Genomic DNA, 22,263 nt, shown 5'->3' with positions numbered 1-22,263 from the left:
GATGACAAGGGCTGGACGCCAGGGATGGCGGACAGAGGCGACGCGAGACAGGATGTCGAGTTGAGCCGACCGCAGGCAGGAGGTCGTGAGGTGAGCGTAGTGCGAAGCACCGATTTCGTCGCGGGGCCGCGGGGATTGGGAAGGGGGTCGCGGTGACCCCCTTCCCACGTTCACGTGCTGTGAAGCTACTATAATCTGCTGAACATAAAGTGAACGGAACAATCCTCAATGCTTAACTGACCAGCATGACTCATCTCGATGAGTCCTTTCTTATTAATGTAAGCAGCAGTTCTTGAACTTTTTGCCGCTGCCGCATGAGCAAGGATCGTTGCGGCCCACTTTGGTGCCGTTAATGACCGGCTGCTGCGTCGTTGGCTGCTGAGGATTGGCGCTCCAGTAGTCGTACAGGCGCAGCGCCGCCGGACGAATGGCCTCCACGCTGTCGTGGAACTCTTCCTCTGTGAAGGTTTCCAGACGTTCAACGTTCTCTTCCGAAGCGTGCAGCGCAATGGCATCCAGATCCGCCTGCAGCGAGTGCGGCAGCATCGACCAGTCGGTCAGCGCCACGCCGCGCATGTAGCCAAAGCACCACTCTTCCACCACGGTATAGCTCTTGCCGTCGACGTCATTCTCGCCAAATACCGGCTCAAACTGATCCTGATAGTCGCTCAGGCGCTCGGCGATATCATTCATATGTTTAAAGCACAGATCGAGGAAGCGGTTCATCTCGCGATCGTTCTTCCAGCGCGGAATATGCTTCTCGCCGCCCCATACCGCCACCAGCCAGCGATCGGGCTCAACCACTACCGGGCCCGAGAGTACCGCTGTCAGCATGCCGTCGAGCTCTGAAACGTCCATCACAGATTCGTCATGGCCGTACGTCATCAGCGTCTCTTCCAGCCACTCCAGCTCATTTTCATTTAACGGACCTTCAGTCATGGTCATTCTCCAGCAGAATAGAAATTTGGGTGCAGGGTAGCACAGAACGCCCCTTAACACGCGCTGTTGCGCCAGACGGGCAATGATGGTGCATAACTGCACGGATCGTGACCCTCGCATAACTTATGTCTCTTATTGTTAATGAGATGTGATCCCCGCTGTAATTTCACTTCACCGCGCCGGGGGGGCGTAAAACGGCGCTCTATACTGAAAATTGTCGAAACCCAGCGGCGCGCCGTCAATTCTGGCAACCCTTTTGCTTAATGTTGCTGACGTTGAACGCCGTTATATAAACCTCCTGAAAGGTACGTACACATGTCGCTGAAATTTATCAGAAGTCCGCTTTCTCTTATGTTGGCAGGTTGCCTGGTGACGGCATTTTCCGCCCAGGCTGATATCGTCATTGGCGTTGCCGGGCCGTTTACCGGACCTAACGCCACCTACGGGGATCAATACTGGCACGGTGCGACCCAGGCCGCAGAAGACATCAACGCCGCCGGGGGAATCAACGGCGAAAAAATCAAGCTGGTGCAGGGGGATGATGCCTGTGAACCTAAGCAGGCTGTGTCGGTGGCTAACCGGTTGGTAGACCAGGATAAAGTCAAAGCCGTGGTCGGACATTTCTGTTCGTCTTCGACGATGCCCGCTTCTGAGGTCTATAACGACGCGGGCGTGCTCGCCATCACCCCGGGCTCGACCAACCCGCTGATCACCGAACGCGGCATGAGCGATATGTTCCGCATGTGCGGGCGCGATGATCAGCAGGGCCAGGTCGCCAGTGACTTTATTGTCGACAAGCTGAAAGCCAAACGGGTGGCGATCATTCATGACAAAGACACCTACGGCCAGGGGCTGGCGGACGCCACCAGAGCGGCGCTGGCCAAACACGGCGTCAAGGATGTGATGTACGAAGGGCTGTCGCGCGGTGAAAAAGACTTTAACGCGCTGGTGACCAAAATTGGTGCCCAGAAGCCGGACGTGGTGTTCTTCGGCGGCTGTCACCCGGAAGCCGGGCCGCTGGTGCGCCAGATGCGTGAGCAAGGGGTGCAGGCCAAATTCTTCTCCGGTGACTGCATCGTCAACGAAGAGATGGTCACCGCTGCCGGGGGCGCGAAATACACCAACGGCATCTATATGACCTTCGGTAAAGACCCGCGCCTGATCCCGGAAGGCAAGGCCGTTATCGAGAAATTCCGCGCCAGCAAATTCGAGCCGGAAGGCTATACCCTTTACTCCTACGCCTCTGTGCAGGCCATTGCTGCGGCATTCAAAGCCACCGGTGGGTCCGATCCGGCCAAGGCCAGCGCCTGGCTGAAAGCCAACCCGGTGGATACGGTGATGGGCAAAAAATCCTGGGACAGCAAAGGCGACCTGAAAGTCTCCGACTACGTGGTGTATGAATGGGACGACAAAGGTAAATATAAGGAAGTGCAGTAACGGGAAGGAGTCACGCTCAACGTCGGCATGTGCGCATGCCGACGCACAATAATCCTCAGGCCGTTCGCAAGGCGGCCTATTACACGAGCGCGCAGCGATGGAAACATTCTTTCTGCAGCAGTTGATAAACGGCTTAACGCTGGGGTCCGTGTACGGGTTGATTGCCATCGGCTACACCATGGTATACGGCATAATTGGCATGATTAACTTCGCCCACGGTGAAGTGTATATGATCTCCGCCTATCTTTGCGCCATCGGCCTGGCGCTGCTCTCTTTCTTCGGGCTGGAGTCGTTTCCGCTGCTGATCCTCGGCACGCTGGTGTTCACCATCGTGGTGACGGGGGTTTACGGCTGGACCATCGAACGTATCGCCTACAAACCGCTGCGCAACTCCACGCGCCTGGCGCCGCTGATCTCCGCGATTGGCATGTCCCTGATCCTGCAAAACTACGCCCAGATAAGCCAGGGCCCGCGTCAGCAAGGGGTACCGACCCTGCTCGACGGCGTGCTGCGCTTTCATATTGGCGAAGGTTTTGTCCAGATCACCTACACCAAGGTGTTCATTCTGATCGCCTCGTTTGCCGGGATGCTGCTGCTGACCTGGATAATCAGCCATACCCGCTTAGGGCGGATGTGCCGCGCGGTACAGCAGGATCGCAAGATGGCGTCGATTCTGGGCATCAATACCGACCGGATCATTTCCCTGGTGTTTGTGATTGGCGCGGCGATGGCCGGACTGGCCGGGGTGCTGATCACCATGAACTACGGCACCTTTGATTTTTACGCCGGTTTTATTATTGGCATTAAAGCCTTTACTGCCGCCGTCCTCGGGGGGATCGGATCGCTGCCCGGCGCAATGCTGGGAGGCTTGATCCTCGGGATTGCCGAAGCGCAGTTTTCGGGGATGGTGAACTCCGATTACAAAGACGTGTTCTCCTTTGGATTGCTGGTGGTGATCCTTATTTTCCGTCCTCAGGGACTGCTTGGCCGCCCTGTCGTGGCCAAGGTGTGAGGGAATCAACGATGACATCGCAGACCGCTTCTCACGACAGTTTTTCGCTTAAACGCTGCGTCCTCGATGCCATTTTTGCGGGCATGGTCGCGTTAATCATTTTTGGCCCGGTCGCAGGCGTAGTGCTGGACGGCTACAGCTTTAACTTTGAAGGCCAGCGACTGGTGTGGATCATTGCCACGGTGATGACCGGCCGTTTTTTACTCAGCGCCTTTCTGATGACCGCGATGGGCCGCCGGGTGGCCGCGCGCTTTGATAACGATAATTCGGGGGTGTATGTGCGCCCGCCGGAATACAAAAGCCGGATGCGCTGGATTATTCCGCTGATTGTCACCCTGGCTGTCTGCTTTCCGTTTGTCGCCACCAAATACGTGCTGACGGTGGCGATCCTCGGGCTGATTTACGTTCTGCTCGGCCTCGGGTTGAATATCGTGGTCGGGCTCGCGGGCCTGCTGGACCTCGGCTACGTCGCTTTTTACGCCATTGGTGCCTACGGTCTGGCGCTCGGCTACCAGTATCTGGGGCTCGGGTTCTGGACCATGCTGCCGCTGGCGGCGCTGATGGCCGCCGCTGCGGGGGCGCTGCTCGGCTTCCCGGTGCTGCGCATGCACGGGGATTATCTGGCGATTGTCACCCTCGGCTTCGGGGAGATTATCCGCCTGGTGCTGAACAACTGGCTGACCTTTACCGGCGGCCCAAACGGTATTTCAGCCCCACCCCCTACCCTCTTCGGCCTTGAGTTTGGCCGTCGGGCTAAGGACGGCGGCGTGCCGTTCCATGAGTTTTTCAATACCACGTTTAACCCCAACCTGAAGTTCATCTTCATCTACGTCATCCTGCTGCTGGTGGTGCTGCTGGTGCTGTACATCAAGCACCGCCTGACGCGGATGCCGATTGGCCGGGCCTGGGAAGCCCTGCGTGAAGACGAAATTGCCTGTCGATCCATGGGTCTTAACCACGTGCTGGTGAAGCTGTCGGCCTTTACGCTGGGGGCCTCCACGGCAGGTATTGCCGGGGTGTTCTTCGCCACCTATCAAGGGTTCGTCAACCCGACCTCGTTCACATTCTTTGAGTCGGCCCTGATCCTCGCCATTGTGGTGCTCGGCGGGATGGGCTCCACCCTCGGGGTGGTGCTGGCGGCGTTTGTACTCACCGTCACCCCGGAACTGCTGCGCACCTTCGCTGAGTACCGCGTCCTGCTGTTTGGTGTGCTGATGGTGGTGATGATGATCTGGCGGCCGCGTGGGCTAATCCGTATTAACCGCAGCGGCTTTGCGGTGCGTAAGGGAGTGGCACCATGAGCGATATGATCCTGAACGTTGAGCACCTGATGATGCACTTTGGCGGTATCAAGGCGCTCAACGACGTCAATCTTGCGGTGCAGCGCGGCTCCATCACCGCGCTGATCGGGCCAAACGGTGCGGGTAAAACCACGGTCTTTAACTGCCTGACCGGCTTTTATAAAGCCTCCGGCGGCAACATTTTGTTTAACACCCGCAGCAAGACCACCAACGTGATTCAGATCCTTGGGCAAAAATTCCAGCCCGGCGACTGGGTCAATCCGGCACAGCTGGGGCAGCGCATTTTCTACAAAATGTTTGGCGGCACCCATCTGGTGAACCGGGCCGGGCTGGCGCGAACCTTTCAGAACATCCGCCTGTTCCGCGAAATGTCGGTGGTGGAGAACCTGCTGGTAGCCCAACACATGCAGGTTAACCGCAATCTGCTGGCCGGGGTGCTGAACACGCCCGCCTACCGCCGGGCAGAAAACGACGCCCTCGACCGGGCCTTTTACTGGCTGGAGGTGGTGGATCTGGTGGACTGCGCCAACCGGCTGGCGGGGGAGATGTCTTACGGCCAGCAGCGGCGACTCGAGATCGCCCGCGCCATGTGTACCGGGCCGGAGATGATCTGTCTGGATGAACCGGCCGCCGGGCTGAACCCGGTGGAGACGCGCACCCTGAGTAAAATTATCCGTTTTCTGCGCGACCATCACGGCATCACGGTCCTGCTGATTGAACATGATATGGGGATGGTGATGGAGATATCGGATCACATTATTGTTCTCGACCACGGGGACGTGATTGCAGAGGGCAAACCAGAGCAGATCCAGCACGACGACAAGGTGATTGCCGCGTATCTGGGCACCGATGAGAGCGAGGTTAGCCTATGAGTGAGCCGATGCTGGAGTTTCGCCAGGTGGATGTGTTCTACGGAGTTATCCAGGCGCTCAAACAGGTCTCCCTGCAGGTCAACCCCGGCGAGACCGTAGCGCTGATTGGCGCCAACGGCGCGGGAAAATCCACCCTGCTGATGTCAATTTTCGGCCAGCCGCGGGTGCGCAGCGGGGAGATCCTGTTTTGCGGGGAGGACATCAGCCATAAGTCGACGCACTACGTGGCCTCGGGCGGCATTGCCCAGGCCCCGGAAGGCCGACGTATTTTCCCGGATATGACTGTGGAAGAGAATCTGCTAATGGGTACCATCCCCGTCGGCAATCAGTATGCGGCGCAGGATCTGCAGAGCATGTTCGACCTGTTCCCGCGCTTAAAAGAGCGGCGCAAACAGCGGGCAATGACCATGTCCGGCGGCGAGCAGCAGATGCTGGCGATCGCCCGGGCATTAATGAGTCGGCCGAAATTACTGCTGCTGGATGAGCCGAGCCTCGGGCTAGCGCCGATTGTGGTGAAGCAGATCTTCCAGACGCTACGCGAACTGGCCCGCAACGGGATGACGATATTCCTTGTCGAGCAGAATGCGCACCACGCGCTGAAGCTCTCGGATCGCGGCTACGTGATGGTGAACGGTCAGATCCGCCTGAGCGGCAGCGGCGAGGAGCTGCTGGGCAATCAGGACGTGCGCAAAGCCTATCTCGGCGGGGTTTAGTTCACGCCAGCTTCTGACAGATCGCTGGGGAGCTGGGAATAGTCGACTTTCTCGAGCTTAAAGTTTGTCACCCAGGCCGGGCCCGCCGCCTGCTCCGAGACAAATTGATAGTCTGGCGTCAACAATTTGGCCTGAATACCGGTCCAGTCAGAGAAGAAATAGAGGAAATCGTTGCCTGAGCGGCGGGCGTTGATCAGTCGACGCGCCTTGTCGTCACTGGAGATCACCATCATGGGCACCTGATAGTTCTCCTGGTACTGGTCGCCATGGGCCATATATTGCCCTCCGGTCAGGCGGGCTTTATAGGTGAGGCCGTGGTCAGAAAAATAGACCATCGAGAAGCTGTCGCCCGTTTTTTGCAGCTGCTGATAGAGTTGTTTGAGCAGGGTGTCGGTTTGCGTGATGCTGTACAGATAGCAGGAGGTCTCTTTCGACTGCACAAACTCGGCATATTTCCCCTGGGTGCGTTCGCAGGCCTGCGGGTGCGAGCCGAGCAGATGCAGGACGATCATTCGCGGTTCGGGGCCGGGAGTCGACAGGACCTGGGCGGTCATCTGCAGCAGCGAGTCGTCCCGGGTATCCTCCCCTTCCTCGTAATTCCCCTTTTTCAGAAACTGCACTTCATCCGCGCGTTTCGCGATGCTGGCAATGGCGGTATCGTATTCCCCAATTTGCCCGTGATTGGAGAACCACCAGGTGCGGAATCCCGCGCGATTCGCCAGCGAGACAATATTGTCCTGATAGTGCGGAACGCCGTCGACAACCCGGGTTAATGACATCCCGAGCGAAGTCTGCGTCGAGCCGCTGGAGGCGATAAAATCAAGAAACAGCGTGCCGTTAACGGTGCTGGCAAACGGCGTATTGTCCCACTGGCCGCCGAAGGCACCTAACGCATCCCGCCGGGCGCTCTCACCAATTACCACCACGTAGGTCTGGTAGCGGGGTTTAACGGTCAGCACCTGCCAGGAATCCTTTTGCCTGGAAAGCTCCAGCATCCGCGCTTTTTCATTGACCACTTCCTGATTATTAATTACTACATCTTTCACAAAGCGGAAGACGGGATATCCCGTATCCATCAGGCTGAAATGGCCCCACTTCAGCAGATTTTTAACCGGAACCGCAAACAGACAGGCAATACAGAATACCAGACACAGTATATCGACGCGGCGCCAGCTATCTTGCGGTGTAATTTTACGCCGCAGGGCAATAACGCCGGATACGATAATCGCAGCGGAAACTAAATAGCTATACCACGGGAATAGCGTAATAATTTCCGTGGATTCAGTGAAATTAGTGGCGTGCAAAGCCAGTAATGTATTGAAATTTGGTGCACCGTAGGTCATGCCAAAGGGGAAATAGAGCGCAGCCAGCAGGCTACAAATAGCCACAACCCCCTTTTGCAGGCGGGGTGTGACGCGCCACAGCACAAATAACAGGCAGCTAAATGCCAGCGTATGCAGCAGGCTAAAGGAATAGCCAAACGAAAAATTTATCACCAGCGATTGCAGGAAATAAAAGGGTATCCACGGATTAAGCGTAATGCCGCGCACCAACAGGGTATATTTAGCCGCTATGTTCATATTTACCCTGATTTACACGAGCCCGCTCCGAACCCTGATAACAGGATGGAGAACACGGCTGAGCGAGATGACAGAATATTACAGAAGATAGAGTCGCAGGATAAGAATATCAACGCCACGCAGAAGTATATTCCGCAAGCGCAACGAGTATCATAATAATGAATAAATCACCCGTTCGGGTGATGATGAGTCTTGTAATTTGTTCTGCAAGACTCACTGAGCATGATGGATATTTAAGCCATGATTAACGTTATTGTACTGGCAGTTTATCAATACGGTTCACTGACGCCGTATATCCCGTTTTAGCAACGGCGTTTACCAGTGTGTCGGTCGGAAAACCTTCCGCCACAATCACCTCGGTTTGCCGGGTCTTTAATGAAGCTTTCGCTTTGATCACCCCTTTCGTTTCCCGCAGCGCCTGGTTCACCGATATGACGCACAGGGAACAGGTCATGCCCTGCACATCAAGCACCACTTTTTGATTCGCCGCCTGGGCGAACAGCGGAAGGAATAAGCAGGCGATCAGCGCCAGTCGTTTCATTCAAACACCTCGTAAAACCAGGCGATCACCGTCGGATAGAACAGGATCAGCAGCATGAAAGGCAGTATCAGCCAGAAAAGAAAACGCATCTGCCCGAGCGTTAACCGGCCGGTACACCACAGCCGTTTTGAGAAATAGAGCCGCCAGAAGACGCGCAGCATCAGCCCCAGCGACAGGACGATCATCGGGACTCGCAGAAATTCCAGCTGGCTGAGCCCGGCAAAACCGGCCGCCGAAATGCCAAACAGCAGATACAGCAGCGGCCCGACGCAGCAAAGTCCGGCGGTGACGGCAGCCGCAGCGGCCGTCACCAGGGTCACGCCCGCGCTTTTAGCGTTGTTCTGTTGAGACATACTGATACGCGAACACTTTCGGATCGTAAAAATTGAGCGGATCGCCGTCCACTTCAGCATACGGGTAGCCAAAGTTGTTCATCGCCCCCTGCTCCGTCGCCGGATACAGTTCGAAATCGCGCCCGTAATTGAAGCCCACCCAGTTCATTTCCCAGTTGCCAAACAGGTAGGTATTCACCGCCTGCACGTCAGGATCCTGATGGGACTTTTTCTCGGCCAGCCGCATTTTGGTGACATCCGCCGGGTCGCACGGCAGCCAGCCGTAGCCCGCCAGATAGAACTCTGCCCGGCAGTGCTGACCGCCGCTAACGTCGGCCACGCCGGCGCTGTCGGCTTTACCGAAGGCGCTGGCGGAGTAGCGCTCAAGCTTGTTGGCTCTACCCAGGCGAATACCAAACAGCTCGCGCGCCGGGATCCCGCTGGCCCGCGCCAGCGCCACAAACACCGAGCTCATGTCAGTGCATTTGCCGCTGAGCTTGCCGCTTTGCAGAAGGGTTGCCACGTCGCCGGTCCCGCAGCCGATCACGTTGTTATCGCGTTCCATATGGCTGCTGACCCAGTCGTAAATCAGACGCGCTTTTTTGAGCGGATCCTGTTCGTCGCCGGTAATTTTTTTTGCCGTTTCACGCACGACGCCATCAACCGGGGTATGGGTTGTCGGCAGCAGATAGGGTTTAACGTCCAGGGGATAGACGATCGCTTCCGGGGCGCGCCAGTTTTTCAGCGCATCGTGTTTCAGCGGCTCCCAGTCTGCGGTTTCGATCTCCAGATCGAGCTGGAGCAGCAATTCGCCGTCGGATTTCGGCCAGCTGGCGAACAGCGTTCTGGCGCCGTAGGCGTTGTTGGTGGTGATGTACGCCTGCTGGTAATTACCGCTGAACGACAGCCCGGTCAGCTGCTGAAAGGCGGTCTCCACCGGCAGCGGGATCCACAGGTTGACCACCCCGCTGGAGCCCTGCGGCGGTGCCAGTTTGTAGGTTTGCGACAGCGCAAAGCGGCGACGCATCGCCGGCGCGGCGAGCGGCTTCAGGCTCTGTACCGCGGGGCTTGCTAAGGCCGGGCCGACTAAACCTGCGGCAGAAAAAAGAACGCTATTTTTAAGAAATTGTCGACGCAGCATGGGGTCCTGTCCTTTGAAGGTGAAGGTTCATCACAGTGGACAGCGTCAGGCGCAGCAAGGCGAAGCGATGGGGTTTATTCATCAATAACAGACCTGTTAACTGTGAATGAAAAATCGAAGCGCCGTTATTAGGCGTGATCCAAACCACATTGTACAGGCGTGAGGTCAAAAAACAGGGAAATAACCGCAATTAAAACAGGGGTTGCCTATCGGGCGGTTAAGATGTGACCTGACGCCCAAACCTGCGCATTCGCATAATCGTCCATGCCATAAGCCAATAGTTCCATAACATTATAAATATGAAAACCCTACTGTTTATTCTTAAATTGTCTTTTATTATCCACTGAATAAACGGGGATATTGAATGGGAGGGAATCACGTTCATCACCTAATATTAAAATGCGCATCGCAATATCAAACAGCCAAACAACGTTATCACTCTATTTTATTTTCACCACCATTCAGAGGTATGAAATGAGTAAAATGTGCGTAACAAAATTATTGTCTGCTGGCTTGCTGGGACTGATGGTTTTTTCCACCGCTGCAATGGCGAAAGAAATTGAAGTGGTCAATATTTCCAAAATTGATGGCATGCCCTGGTTTAATCGCATGGGTGAAGGCGTCACGAAAGCAGGCAGCGACCTCGGCATTAAAGCCTCGCAGGTGGGCCCTTCCAGTACCGATGCTCCTCAGCAGGTCAAAATCATTGAAGACCTGATTGCGAAAAAAGTCTCCGCGATCTCTATCGTTCCCAATGACGCCGACGTTCTGGAACCGGTATTCAAAAAAGCGCGTGAAGCGGGCATTGTGGTATTAACCAATGAATCGCCGGGACAGCCGAGCGCCAACTGGGATGTTGAAATTATTGATAACCAAAAATTCGCCGCCGATAACGTCGAAGAGATGGCGAAAGCGATGGGCGGGAAAGGCGGCTATGTCATTTATGTCGGCAGCCTGACTGTGCCTCAGCATAATTTGTGGGCGGATTTATTTGTTAAATACCAAAAAGAGCACTACCCGGAGATGTTTGAAGTCACCAACCGCATGCCCGTGGCCGAGAATATCGACGATGCCCGTCGTACCACCCTCGATCTGATGAAAGCCCATCCTGATATGAAAGGGATTGTGTCATTTGGTTCCCAGGGGCCGATTGGTGCGGGCCGCGCGGTGAAAGAGAAACGCGCGAAAGGGAAAGTGTTTGTCTACGGGATGATGATCCCCTCCCAGGCCGCCTCGCTGATTAAAAGCGGTGACATTACCATGGGGATCACCTACGACCCGGCCTCTGCGGGTTATGCCTTGACGGCGGTTGCCGACAAGATCCTGAAAGGGGAAACAATCGGCAAAGAGCTGGATATCCCGAACCTTGGCAAAGCCGATGTGGATACCGAAAAACGGATCATCAAATTCCATAAAGTGCTGCGCGTCACCAAAGAGAATATCGATAGTCTGTATTAATCAGCCAGACAGCACGCCCTCTGACAAGGGCGTGTTGTCTGAGCCCCTGCGAGGTAGCAATGAAGCCGTTTATTTCACTGGGTAAGATCAGCAAAACCTTCTACGGTGTGAAAGCGCTGGATAACATCGCCCTGACGCTATTTCCCGGAGAGGTTCACTGTCTGGCCGGGCAGAATGGCTGTGGCAAATCCACGCTGATTAAAATCATCTCGGGCGTCTATAAACCCGACCCCGGATTTGAGATTGCCATTGAGGGCAAACGCTATTCCCACCTCTCCCCCATCGACTCGGTCAAAGCTGGGATCCAGGTAATCTACCAGGATCTCTCTTTATTCCCCAACTTAACCGTGGCCGAAAATATCGGTATCCACCAGCACCACCATAATTTGCTGGTTAATAAGCGCGAAATTCGGCGCATCGCCGCCCTGACCATTAAAAGCATTGACGCGCAACTGGATCTGGACGCAACCGTGGAATCCCTGCCGATTGCCCAGCGCCAGATTGTGGCTATCTGCCGGGCGCTGGCCCAGGAAGCCAGACTGATTATTATGGATGAACCCACCGCCTCGCTCACCATGCAGGAAGTCAAAGGACTGCTGCGGGTGATCGGTGACTTAAAGAAACGAAACATCTGCGTGGTATTCGTCAGCCACCGGCTGGATGAGGTGATGGAAATCTCCGACCGCATCAGCGTGCTCAAAAATGGCACCCTGATCGGCACTTACCCCGCCAGCGACATTAACAATAAAAAGCTCGCCTTCCTGATGACCGGTAAAGCGTTCTCGTATGCGGTACTGCCGCCGGTAGAAAAAATCGGCGAAGTGGCGTTAAGCGTCAAAAACCTCACTAAACATCAGCAGTATCACGACATCACCTTTCAGATCCATCAGGGCGAAATCCTGGCCATTACCGGGTTATTGGGTGCCGGGCGCACGGAACTCTGCCTGAGTTTGTTTGGGCTCACCAGACCGGATTCCGGCGAGATGATGCTGGAAAATAAGGTCGTGCATTTCGCCAGCAACCGGGATGCGGTAAAAGCCGGGATTGGCTACGTCTCCGAAGATCGGATGAGCACCGGCCTGGTGATGGATCAGTCGATCAATGACAATATTATTTCGACGCTCCTGCAGCGGCTGAAAACGCCTTTCCGGTTACTGGATACCTCAAAGTCCGACCGCATCGTCGCAGATCTGGTTGAGCAGCTGAGCATTAAAATTAGCAGCGTGACTCTGCCGGTCAATACCCTGTCCGGCGGCAACGCCCAACGGGTGGCGATTGCCAAATGGCTGGCCATTAATCCCAAAGTGTTGATTCTTGACTCGCCCACCGTCGGCGTCGACATTGCCAATAAAGCGGGGATCTATCAAATCATCTCTGCCCTGTCGCGCAAGGGGATCGCCGTGCTGATGGTCACCGATGAAATCGATGAAGCCTTCTTTAACAGCCATCGAATTTTAGTGATGCGCAAAGGCGAAATCATCGCCGAAATTCTCCCGGAACATACTACGGAAGCCGCTCTGGCAGAGGTCGTCAATGGGTAAACACCTCGGGGTTAAAACCCACGAACTGTTTTTAGGGCTGACGATACTGGCGATCGGCGGCTATCTGTCGTTTGCCAGCGACGAGTTTATGACCTTTGGCAATATCTATGACCTGATCAACAACTACGCCATGCTCACCATCCTCGCCTGCGGCCTGTTTATTGTCCTGATATCCGGCGGGATCGATATCTCCTTTCCGGCAATGACCATCATTGCGCAATACGTGATGGTCACCTTGATTCAGGGAACCAGCGGCAACTTTGCACTCGCCTTTGCCCTGTCTGGCGGACTGGGGCTGCTGCTGGGCATGGTCAATGCCGTGCTGGTCAATCGCCTCAACGTGCCTTCGATCATCATTACCATATCCACCCTTAATATCTTTTACGGCCTGCTGCTGTACCTGACCAAAGGTGTCTGGTTGTACAGCTATCCGGAGTGGTTTGAACAAGGGGTGATGCTGTTTAAATTCACCGCCGCAGATGGGTATGACTATGGCCTGAGCCTGCCGATCATTACCCTGATCGTAGTGGTGGCGTTAACCGGCTTTATCATGAACAAAACCAGCGTCGGTCGCATGATTTACGCCATGGGCGGCAACCGCGAAGCGGCGTCGCGAATGGGATTCGGCATCTTAAAAATGCAGCTGTTTGTTTACGGCTATATGGGGCTGATGTCCGGCGTGGCGGGCGTGGTGCAGTCGGCAACCGTGTTAACCGTGGCCCCGGACTCTTTACTCGGCTATGAGCTGACGGTTCTTGCCGCCGTGGTGTTAGGCGGCACCAGCATTGTTGGCGGGCGCGGCACGCTGCTCGGCACCTTGCTGGGGGTTATTTTACTGGCCGTATTACAAAACGGTCTTAACCTGTTAGGGATCTCCTCTTACTGGCACACGGTGGTCACCGGGGTGGTGATTGTCACCAGTATCAGCATGACCGCATGGAGCCAGCGCAAAGGCCAGGGAGTACGAGTATGAGCGCCAGAAAACCCCAGGATCGCGTTGAAATTTACCTGAGCCTGCTTATCGTCGCTGTTGTTATCGCGTTTAGCTTCCTGATCCCGTCGGTGTTCTGGTCTTCCGCCAACTTCCAGTCTATCGCCTCACAAATGCCGATCCTCGGCGTGCTGGCCTTAGCGATGGCGGTCACCATTCTCACCGGTGGGATTAACCTGTCAATCATTGCCACCATGAACGCCTGCGGGCTGGTGATGGCCTGGGTCGCCACCCACTATCCCCCGACCTTTGGCAGCATGCTGCTGGTGATCGCCGCCGGTCTGGCGATGGCCATCGTGATTGGTTCTATCAATGGGTTCTTAATTGCGGTGGTGCGCGTATCACCGATTTTAGCGACGCTTGGGATCATGACCCTGCTGAAAGGCATCAATATTCTGATCTCTAAAGGCTCGGCGATCTCGAATTTCCCGGACTATATTCTGGTGATTAACAGCACCAATATCCTCGGCATCCCGCTGCCGCTGTTGGTATTTCTGGCGGTGGTCTGCGTTCTGTGGGTGATCCTCGAAAAAACCGCCTTTGGGCGCAGCCTGTATCTGATTGGCTCCAACGAACAGGCGACCCATTATTCCGGGATCAACACCCGCAAAACCCTTATCTGGGTCTATATTCTCTCTTCGGTGCTGTGCGTAATCGCCGCGCTGCTGATGATGTCAAAGCTCAACTCGGCCAAGGCCTCTTACGGCGAGTCTTACCTGCTGGTGTCGATTCTGGCGGCGGTGCTGGGCGGCGTAAATCCTGATGGCGGCTTTGGTAAAGTCTTTGGCATGGTGATGGCGCTGATTCTGCTGCAAATGCTGGAAAGTGGTCTGAACATTCTGGGCGTGAGCAGCTATATCACCATGGCCCTGTGGGGCGGCCTGCTGCTGGCGTTTATTTTCCTGAAAGGGGCCCATCTCTCGCACGTATTTCGCCGATCGTAATCATCAGCGGAGGTATCCGGATGGCGTTGAATCTGTTCTCAAATCTTCCCGACAGCGTGGTTCACGGCGAGGCGGAAATCTTTGATATCTTGCTGTCTGCACCGGGGATCAAAATTGAGCGCATCCTCTCAACCGGCCAGGCCAGTCCGCCTGGCTTCTGGTACTGCCAGAGCCAAAGCGAATGGGTGGTGGTGATCAGAGGTTCGGCAGGGGTCAAATTCGAAGAGGACGATACGGTGCGGATCCTGCATCCGGGGGATTCCGTGCATATTCCCGCCCACTGTCGGCACCGGGTGGAATGGACCGACCCGCAGGAGCCGACGTTATGGCTGGCGGTGCATTACAGCCCGTAATGTGTGGGCGCGACGCGCGCGCCCACAGCGGTTACTGCGCCTGACGCAGCGCGTTGTCCGCGGCTGGCGGCACGTCGGGGGTCTGGCTCAGGTCGCATTGCTTCGGCAGGAAGAAGGTAATGGTCCCGGCAATGATCAATGAACCCGCCAGGGCGCAGACGGCGACGTTTTGCCCGTAGAAGTAGATCATCACCCCCACCAGATATGGCCCGCAGAACCCGCCCAAATTACCCAAACCGTTGATCACCCCACGCGCGCTCCCGGCCACCTCTGGCATGGCGATGCGCCCCGGAATCGACCAGAACGGACTGGTCGCCGATTTAAGGAAGAAGCCGCACACCACCAGCGCGATATAAGCGGCGACCACGTGATCCCGCAGGATCACTGATGCCAGCAGCGCGGCGGCAAAGCTGTACAGTGAGAAACGCACCCACAGCCGACGTTTACCGCTCCGGTCGCTGAACAGCGAAATGACGTAAATCCCGGCGAGGGTGGCGATAAACGGCAGGACAGCCAGCACGCCGACGCTGGCCATACTGGCCCCGGTCAGGTTTTTCAGGATCGTCGGCAGCCACAGCGTGTAGCCGTAATCCCCGGTCTGGTAGAAGAAGTTTAGCGCCACCAGCTTCATCAGGCCGCTGTTGCGAAACACGTCCTTCAGCGGCGCATTGCTGACCGGAGCTTCCGCGCGGCGGGCTTCTCGCTCGGCACGCAGCGTCGTCAGCAGGTAATCACGCTCACGTTCCGGTAGCCAGCGCGCCTCTTCCGGGCGGTCGCTGATCATCAGCCACCACACCAGCAGCACCACCAGTGAGAGCAAACCTTCGATGATAAACAACCAGCGCCAGTCAAAGGCGGCGATAATCGCGCCTGACAGCGGTGCCGTTAACATGCCGCCCAGCGGGGCAAACATCATTACGAAGGCATTGGCCCGGCCGATCTCTTTTTCCGGGAACCAGTTACTGACCATCGTCAGCACCACCGGCAGCATTCCGCCTTCCGAGACGCCAAGAATAAAGCGCAGCACCAGCAGCTGGTATTGATGCGTCACAAAGCCGGTCGCCACCGACACAATCGCCCAGGCCAGCAGCGACCAGGCGATAAAGCGTTTCCCGCTGCCGTTAACGGCAATTCGCCCGCCCGGTATTTGCAGAAATAAATAACCGATAAAAAATATCCCGCTGGCGACCCCAGCCATCTGGCTGGTAATACCTAAATCGGCTTCCATTCCGCCCGGCAGGGCAAAACTAATATTAACTCTGTCCATAAAAGAAATAATGCAGGCGATCAGAACCGGGGCAATGATGCGCAACCAGCGAGTGCCAGGTATTTTCTCATTCATCATTCATACTCTCTCGAGGGAAATAACGTTATCGCGAGGTCAATACAGCCTGATTAATCAATCGCATTCGGCAGCGGTGCCGCAGCAAAATACGCCGTGACATTGTTAAACACCACCTCACTCATGCGCTGCCGGGTTTCATGCGTGGCGCTGGCCACATGCGGCTGCAGCACCACGTTATCCATGGCGATAAGCGCTGCTGGCACATGCGGCTCGTCTTCATAAACGTCTAATCCTGCCCCGGCAATTACCCCGTTTTGTAATGCCCGGATTAAGGCGGGTTCATCCACCAGGCTGCCGCGTGCAACGTTAATCAGCCAGGCATGTTTTGGCATGGTGTTGAAGACGCTGGTATCAATAAGCCCCCGGTTCGCCGCCCCACCCGAGGCCGCAATCACCAGAAAATCACTTTCGTGTGCGAGGGTATGCAGGTCCGCGCACCATTGATAATCGACGTGCTGGAGTTTTTTACGATCGGTGTAAAGGATCTCCATATCAAATCCGGTAGCACGACGGGCAATGGCCTGGCCGATATTCCCCATGCCAAAAATCCCAATCCGTTTGCCGCTTACCTGGGTTGCCAGCGCCGGCCCCTGTTTGAGCCAGCGCCCTTCGCGGACAAATTTATCGCCCTGGCAGAGCTGGCGAGCGCCGGTCAGCAGTAGACCCATCGCCAGATCGGCCACATCGTTGGTCAGCACGCCGGAGGTAATAGTGACGGCAATATTGCGGGTGCGGGTATAGTCGAGGTCCACCGCGTCCGTACCCACGCCAAAGATCGCCACCAGCCCGACGTTCGGCAGTTGTGTCAGCACCTCACGGGTCACGCCCACATCACCACGAGTGACCACGGCCTGCACCTGCGCCCCTATCTGCTGGAGAAACGCGTGGGGATCGTGCTGGTCATACAGGCGGAAAACCTGGAAGGCAGAGGAGAGTTTATCCAGCAAGCCGTCAACTACCGGAGCAATCAACAACACAGTTTTTGGATTTGCAGTCGTCATTGGAGTACCTGTTTGAGAGTTTCAACATTAGCGTTGTCCTATCAAACGGCTTTTCCGGGCAGCGTTTTGCGATCTACATCACGCTGAATCGTGTTAGAAATCCGTGTTACAGATGACGTGATCCTGAAGGCAAAAACCGGGTCTCAGATCGTTTCGCCCAGAGACAGGCGGTAGTGCAGGTCCACTTTTTCGATGGTCGGCAGACCTTTTATCTTTTTGATCAGGATCTCCGTCGCCACTTTGCCCATTTCAACGCGCGGAGTCAGAACGCTCGCCAGCCGCGGGGTGATGATCTGCCCAATCTCCAGACCATGAAAACCGGCGATGGCCATCTCCTGCGGCACCTTGATACCCGAGGCGATGCACTCCTGTAACACCCCGACCGCCAGGTCATCGTTGGTGCAGAGAATGCCGTCCATCTCTTTATACATCTGCCTGGCAAGGGTCATCATGCCGGTGCCAATCATCACCGACGAGACTTTATTCGGTGCAATTCGCCCGACTTCCCGCCCGGCTTCGCTCATCGCCTGGCAATAACCGGCATAGCGCTGTTCATCACGAATATCGGACATCGATCCAAAATAGATAATCTGCTTTTTCCCGCTCGCCAGCAGCATATTGGTCATATCAAACCCGGCGCGGTAATTATCAAAGCCGACGTTAATCCGATCAGGGTTGGAGGATAAACCCATCACTTCCGCCACCGGTATTTTTGCCGCTTTAAGGTATTTCTCGGCCCGCAGGGTATGCACGGATTCGGTTAATAACAGCGCCTTCACGTTCAGCGCCAGCACCGTCGCAATCTGCTCCTCTTCGCGCTGGCTGTCATAATCGTAATTAACCACCAGCGTCTGGTATCCGTGGGCGGTTGTTACTGACTCAATCCCCGCCAGAACATCGGCAAAGATCTGGTTATTAAAGGAGGGAATTAATACACCAATGCGCGGCGTCGCCTGGCTGCTGACGGCGGGATTATCGGGATCGGGCTGATAGCCGACTTCGGCAATTACGCTGGCAATACGCGCTGCCGTTTCGGGTTTGACTTTTTCTGGGGTGCGTAAATAGCGGCTGACGGTCATTTTCGTCACCCCTGCCAGGGTGGCGACATCATCTAACGTAATACGTTGTACTTTCATTGCTGCTGCCCGTGATAACCGAAACCGTATCCCGCCATTATGCCTGTTGGGGGCGCAAAAGAGAATGAACTCTCCCCCGCCAGGGCCCGCACGCTAAGGATTATCCGGCAAATGCCCGCCCCGGATCACACATGCTGTAACCCCTTTTCGTAACATAATTGCCAGTGATCTGCATCACAGTTTCTCCGGCGTAAAAACCGTGAGATAGACGGCGTCTGCTAAATGCATTTCCGCCGCAATACAGGAAACAGTGATGAACAATTTATTCAATTTGCAAGGCAAGCGTATTTTAATTACCGGCTCCGGCCAGGGTATCGGCCTGGTGATGGCGCAAGGTCTGGCGCAATATGGCGCAGAAATTATTATCAATGATATTTCCCCTGAACGCGCCGAGCAGGCGGCAATGACATTACGTGATGAAGGCGCGACGGCCCATACCGCGGTATTTAATGTCACCGATCCGGATTCCGTTGAAACGGCTATTCACCAGATTGAACAGAATATGGGTCCGATTGATGTCTTATTTAATAACGCCGGTATTCAGCGCCGTCATCCTTTTACCGAATTCCCGGTTCAGGAGTGGAATGACGTTATTTCCGTCAACCAGACGGCTGTATTCCTGGTTTCCCAGGCGGTCGCGAAACGGATGGTGACGCGCAACGCAGGGAAAATCGTCAATATCTGCTCCATGCAGAGCGAACTGGGGCGCGACACCATTACCCCATATGCCGCCGCCAAAGGTGCGGTCAAAATGCTGACGCGCGGCATGTGCGTAGAGCTGGCGCGACATAACATCCAGGTGAACGGCATTGCCCCCGGCTACTTTAAAACCGCGATGACCCAGACGCTGGTCGACGATCAAGCCTTTACCGACTGGCTGTGCAAACGCACGCCTGCCGCGCGTTGGGGTGATCCGCAGGAGCTGGTCGGCGCGGCGGTATTCCTCTCATCCAGCGCATCGAACTTTGTGAACGGGCATCTGCTGTTTGTCGACGGCGGAATGCTGGTTGCCGTCTGAGTGGGGAGCGCATCATGGCAGAGCTTTGCATTATCTTAATGGGTGTCTCGGGCACCGGGAAAACCACCGTCGGGCTGGCGCTGTCGCATGCCATCGGCGCTAAATTCATTGATGGCGACGACCTCCATCCCCGGCAGAATATCGTCAAAATGGCCTCCGGTCAGCCGCTGGAAGACAGCGACCGCCTGCCGTGGCTGGATCGCATCGGCGATGTTATTTTCAGCCTCGGGCAAAAGAACGAGTCCGGTATCCTGGTCTGTTCGGCGTTGAAAAAACGCTATCGTGACCAGCTCCGTCAGGGGAATCCCGCCCTGCGCTTTTTATGGCTCACCGGTGATTACGACTGCATTTTGCAGCGCATGCAGCAGCGTAAAGGCCACTTTATGCCAGAAGCGCTGCTGCGCAGCCAGTTCGCCGCCCTGGAAGCCCCGGACGAGAGCGAGCCGGATATTGTGGCTGTCGATATTGCCCCGGACGTCGCCCAGATTGTCGGGCACGCGTTAGCTTTACTCAACCCTCAACCCCTCCAGAGGATCCCGGCATGATCATTGATACCCTGACTGGCGCCGAGCAAAACCCTTTTTACCCTGCCGCCATCCGCAAAGCGCTGCGCGCCATTATCCAGCAGGAGCCGCACACGCTACCAGCCGGTAAATATACGGTCGATGGCGATAACATTTTCTTTAACGTTGTCGAGGGGGAAACCCATCCGCTCGCCGGACTGCGCCCGGAATTTCATCGGCACTATATTGATATCCACATTGTGCTGGTGGGTGAAGAGATTATTGGTGCGGGAAACCGAGGGCTGGAGATCGTTGCGGACGGGGAATTTAACGCCGCGCATGACATTGGCTTTTGCACCCAGATCAGCAGCGAAACGCTGATCCATCTGCACCCTGGCGAGCTGGCGGTGCTGTTCCCCGGCGAGCTGCATCGCCCGATGGGCAGCCTGGGAGAAGGCGCGCCGCTGCGGAAAATTATTGTGAAGGTTGATGGGGGACTGATTTAAGTGTTTTAGGTTGGCCCTGTCGCACAACGTGGGGGCCAGCCTGAGACAGGGAAAAAACCGCCCCAGAGCATATTTAAGATTAACTTCGGGCTCAATTTTTTTCATATTGAGTTCATGTATTTTAATTTTTTGCAGCTTGGTTCACTGCCGAACAAATTATAATAAACCGAGTTTTTGATAGAACTGAATAATAGCTGATTCAACTTTTACAAACGATTTTTTAACAGGGTATGTAAGCCTGATACTCTCCATCGTTTTAGCCCTCGAAAGTGCAACATAAACCTGTCCAGAGTCAAAGGGTGTGGTTGAAAAATCAATGGTGTAGTCTGTCAGGGTCATCCCCTGCGATTTATGAATCGTCAATGCCCAACCTGGCGCTAAAGGGTATTGTTCAAAGGAAGCCACAATCTCTTTTTCCAACTGCCGGGACTGATAATTATAGCTATAGCGAAGTTGATGCCAGCTGTTCTTTTGAACTAACAAAGCATTGTCTGTTCTGTCAAGTTTTACTAATATCTTATCTTCTGCAAGTTCAACAACGACTGCCGTGTCACCATTAATCCAGTATGGCGTGTTGTTTTTCAGGAACACGACTTTTGCACCGACTTTTAACTCCAGTCGCGAAGGCACATTCAACCGCCACTTTGAAATATCTTTAATGCCTTCAGTTTTGGCATGATAGATAAATGTCTCGCCAGGCAATTTGGCCAACATGCGACTATTAATTTCATTTGCTTTTGAATTGGTGGGCACCAGATGAACATTATCTTGCTCGGGTTGCCCGGTACGTTTCAGGTAGCACTCTCGGTTAAATAAGCCTAATGAAACATCCAGATTGTGACCAATTCGAATATCGGCCAGCGCCGTCGTCATGGTCGCATCACTCTGTCTGCGCACCTGGCGTAACCTGACAGGGACGATATTGATATTTTCAAAAACATTGGCTGAAAAGAAAAAACGGGTATGGTAGCGATGTGAAAAGAAGATGCTCTCTTCCTGCGATGACACCACCGGGGGTAACTGAAACAAATCGCCAACGAACAAAACAGGTACACCCCCAAAGGGTAAGTGACTCTCTCGTGCCTGACGTAATATTTTATCCATGACATCGATAAGATTTGGCGAAACCATCGAGATTTCATCAATAATCAGGCATGTCATTTTTTCCAGAACAATGCGCTTCGCCATTGGGATAACAATGTCATCATCTGGTTCACAATGCGCGGGGCTCAGGCCAAAAAAAGAGTGCAGGGTAACGCCACCAATATTTGTCGCGGCAATTGCCGTGGGAGCAACAAGCGCCACCCCTTCCATTTTATTCATCAGGTAATGGATCATTGTCGACTTACCCGTACCTGCTTCACCAGTCACAAACATTGCTGCCGGTATTCCCGATGTCAGGACTTTCTCAACGGCAAGATACTCATCAGAAACCTCTATACCCGTGAGATCGTATTCCTTGTTGGATGAAAATATCCTGTCCTGACGTTGCCCTTCCACAGGAATAATATCGCGATTGATTTCTGCAAAGTTGACTGATTTAGGCGCAGTTTCGCCAAGGACCGATCGCAACATTTCATTAATTAAATCATCTGCCAT

General features: G+C 54.9%; 22 protein-coding genes. 13 read left to right on the top strand and 9 right to left on the bottom strand.

Annotation, left to right across the window (positions count from 1 at the left end):
• Positions 1-273: 273 nt before the first annotated feature.
• Positions 274-939 carry a YecA/YgfB family protein gene (locus ACRDD5_RS00840; RefSeq protein ID WP_271282327.1) on the bottom strand — a complete coding sequence of 222 codons (666 nt, stop codon included), beginning with the start codon at positions 937-939 and terminating at the stop codon, positions 274-276.
• Between the two features lie 315 nt (positions 940-1,254).
• Here ACRDD5_RS00840 and ACRDD5_RS00835 point away from each other — a divergent pair, with 315 nt between their 5' ends.
• From ACRDD5_RS00835 to ACRDD5_RS00815, 5 genes are all read left to right on the top strand, one after another.
• Complete coding sequence (locus ACRDD5_RS00835) at positions 1,255-2,376, top strand: branched-chain amino acid ABC transporter substrate-binding protein (RefSeq protein WP_271282326.1); 1,122 nt, start codon at positions 1,255-1,257, stop codon at positions 2,374-2,376.
• Positions 2,377-2,473: 97 nt separating this feature from the next.
• Positions 2,474-3,388, top strand: coding sequence for an ABC transporter permease subunit (locus ACRDD5_RS00830; RefSeq protein ID WP_271268588.1), 915 nt, complete (start codon positions 2,474-2,476; stop codon positions 3,386-3,388).
• Positions 3,389-3,399: 11 nt separating this feature from the next.
• The gene (livM, locus tag ACRDD5_RS00825; RefSeq protein WP_438675605.1) at positions 3,400-4,689 is read left to right on the top strand and encodes a high-affinity branched-chain amino acid ABC transporter permease LivM; all 1,290 of its coding nucleotides are present in this window, start codon (positions 3,400-3,402) and stop codon (positions 4,687-4,689) included.
• Positions 4,686-5,561: an ABC transporter ATP-binding protein gene (locus ACRDD5_RS00820; RefSeq protein ID WP_271282324.1), complete on the top strand. Its 876-nt coding sequence runs from the start codon at positions 4,686-4,688 to the stop codon at positions 5,559-5,561. The genes livM and ACRDD5_RS00820 overlap by 4 nt, the downstream gene beginning before the upstream one ends.
• A complete protein-coding gene (locus ACRDD5_RS00815) occupies positions 5,558-6,274 on the top strand; it encodes an ABC transporter ATP-binding protein (protein WP_271282323.1) in 717 nt (238 codons plus the stop codon). The genes ACRDD5_RS00820 and ACRDD5_RS00815 overlap by 4 nt, the downstream gene beginning before the upstream one ends.
• On the opposite strand, the gene ACRDD5_RS00810 is transcribed toward ACRDD5_RS00815, so the two are convergent.
• From ACRDD5_RS00810 to ACRDD5_RS00795, 4 genes are all read right to left on the bottom strand, one after another.
• The gene (locus ACRDD5_RS00810; protein WP_438675604.1) at positions 6,271-7,854 is read right to left on the bottom strand and encodes a sulfatase-like hydrolase/transferase; all 1,584 of its coding nucleotides are present in this window, start codon (positions 7,852-7,854) and stop codon (positions 6,271-6,273) included. The genes ACRDD5_RS00815 and ACRDD5_RS00810 overlap by 4 nt on opposite strands.
• Before the next feature lie 250 nt (positions 7,855-8,104).
• A complete protein-coding gene (locus ACRDD5_RS00805) occupies positions 8,105-8,395 on the bottom strand; it encodes a heavy-metal-associated domain-containing protein (protein ID WP_438675603.1) in 291 nt (96 codons plus the stop codon).
• Positions 8,392-8,748, bottom strand: a complete 357-nt coding sequence (locus ACRDD5_RS00800) for a mercuric transporter MerT family protein (RefSeq protein WP_438675602.1) — start codon at positions 8,746-8,748, stop codon at positions 8,392-8,394. The genes ACRDD5_RS00805 and ACRDD5_RS00800 overlap by 4 nt, the downstream gene beginning before the upstream one ends.
• The gene (locus ACRDD5_RS00795) at positions 8,726-9,868 is read right to left on the bottom strand and encodes a transglutaminase-like domain-containing protein (protein ID WP_438675601.1); all 1,143 of its coding nucleotides are present in this window, start codon (positions 9,866-9,868) and stop codon (positions 8,726-8,728) included. Before ACRDD5_RS00795 ends, ACRDD5_RS00800 begins: the two co-directional genes overlap by 23 nt.
• A gap of 474 nt (positions 9,869-10,342) precedes the next feature.
• On the opposite strand from ACRDD5_RS00795, the gene ACRDD5_RS00790 reads away from it, so the two are divergent.
• Genes ACRDD5_RS00790 through ACRDD5_RS00770 form a run of 5 tightly spaced genes read left to right on the top strand, consistent with a single transcriptional unit; the run spans position 10,343 to position 15,155 of the window.
• The gene (locus ACRDD5_RS00790; RefSeq protein ID WP_271282318.1) at positions 10,343-11,326 is read left to right on the top strand and encodes an autoinducer 2 ABC transporter substrate-binding protein; all 984 of its coding nucleotides are present in this window, start codon (positions 10,343-10,345) and stop codon (positions 11,324-11,326) included.
• Between the two features lie 59 nt (positions 11,327-11,385).
• Positions 11,386-12,867, top strand: a complete 1,482-nt coding sequence (locus ACRDD5_RS00785) for a sugar ABC transporter ATP-binding protein (RefSeq protein ID WP_438675600.1) — start codon at positions 11,386-11,388, stop codon at positions 12,865-12,867.
• Positions 12,860-13,840 carry an ABC transporter permease gene (locus ACRDD5_RS00780; RefSeq protein WP_271282316.1) on the top strand — a complete coding sequence of 327 codons (981 nt, stop codon included), beginning with the start codon at positions 12,860-12,862 and terminating at the stop codon, positions 13,838-13,840. Before ACRDD5_RS00785 ends, ACRDD5_RS00780 begins: the two co-directional genes overlap by 8 nt.
• The gene (locus tag ACRDD5_RS00775; protein WP_271282315.1) at positions 13,837-14,802 is read left to right on the top strand and encodes an ABC transporter permease; all 966 of its coding nucleotides are present in this window, start codon (positions 13,837-13,839) and stop codon (positions 14,800-14,802) included. Before ACRDD5_RS00780 ends, ACRDD5_RS00775 begins: the two co-directional genes overlap by 4 nt.
• 20 nt (positions 14,803-14,822) lie before the next feature.
• Positions 14,823-15,155 carry a cupin domain-containing protein gene (locus ACRDD5_RS00770; RefSeq protein WP_271282314.1) on the top strand — a complete coding sequence of 111 codons (333 nt, stop codon included), beginning with the start codon at positions 14,823-14,825 and terminating at the stop codon, positions 15,153-15,155.
• 31 nt (positions 15,156-15,186) lie between these two features.
• On the opposite strand, the gene ACRDD5_RS00765 is transcribed toward ACRDD5_RS00770, so the two are convergent.
• From ACRDD5_RS00765 to ACRDD5_RS00755, 3 genes are all read right to left on the bottom strand, one after another.
• The gene (locus ACRDD5_RS00765; protein WP_271282352.1) at positions 15,187-16,497 is read right to left on the bottom strand and encodes an MFS transporter; all 1,311 of its coding nucleotides are present in this window, start codon (positions 16,495-16,497) and stop codon (positions 15,187-15,189) included.
• 53 nt (positions 16,498-16,550) lie between these two features.
• A complete protein-coding gene (locus ACRDD5_RS00760) occupies positions 16,551-17,501 on the bottom strand; it encodes a 2-hydroxyacid dehydrogenase (protein WP_438675599.1) in 951 nt (316 codons plus the stop codon).
• A 143-nt stretch (positions 17,502-17,644) separates the two neighbouring features.
• Positions 17,645-18,637: a LacI family DNA-binding transcriptional regulator gene (locus tag ACRDD5_RS00755; RefSeq protein ID WP_271282312.1), complete on the bottom strand. Its 993-nt coding sequence runs from the start codon at positions 18,635-18,637 to the stop codon at positions 17,645-17,647.
• A 253-nt stretch (positions 18,638-18,890) separates the two neighbouring features.
• On the opposite strand from ACRDD5_RS00755, the gene idnO reads away from it, so the two are divergent.
• From idnO to ACRDD5_RS00740, 3 genes are read left to right on the top strand one after another with little or no spacing between them, the layout of a single operon-like run.
• Positions 18,891-19,655 carry a gluconate 5-dehydrogenase gene (gene idnO / locus ACRDD5_RS00750; protein ID WP_438675598.1) on the top strand — a complete coding sequence of 255 codons (765 nt, stop codon included), beginning with the start codon at positions 18,891-18,893 and terminating at the stop codon, positions 19,653-19,655.
• Positions 19,656-19,669: 14 nt separating this feature from the next.
• Complete coding sequence (locus ACRDD5_RS00745; RefSeq protein ID WP_438675597.1) at positions 19,670-20,200, top strand: gluconokinase; 531 nt, start codon at positions 19,670-19,672, stop codon at positions 20,198-20,200.
• Positions 20,197-20,664, top strand: coding sequence for a YhcH/YjgK/YiaL family protein (locus ACRDD5_RS00740; RefSeq protein ID WP_271282309.1), 468 nt, complete (start codon positions 20,197-20,199; stop codon positions 20,662-20,664). The genes ACRDD5_RS00745 and ACRDD5_RS00740 overlap by 4 nt, the downstream gene beginning before the upstream one ends.
• A 156-nt stretch (positions 20,665-20,820) precedes the next feature.
• On the opposite strand, the gene ACRDD5_RS00735 is transcribed toward ACRDD5_RS00740, so the two are convergent.
• Complete coding sequence (locus tag ACRDD5_RS00735; protein WP_438675596.1) at positions 20,821-22,263, bottom strand: ATP-dependent DNA helicase; 1,443 nt, start codon at positions 22,261-22,263, stop codon at positions 20,821-20,823.

It is taken from the genome of Silvania sp. (assembly GCF_051656365.1).
GTDB classification, from domain to species: Bacteria; Pseudomonadota; Gammaproteobacteria; order Enterobacterales; family Enterobacteriaceae; genus Enterobacter; species Enterobacter hatchlandensis.
This window is presented reverse-complemented; position numbering and strand designations above follow the sequence as displayed.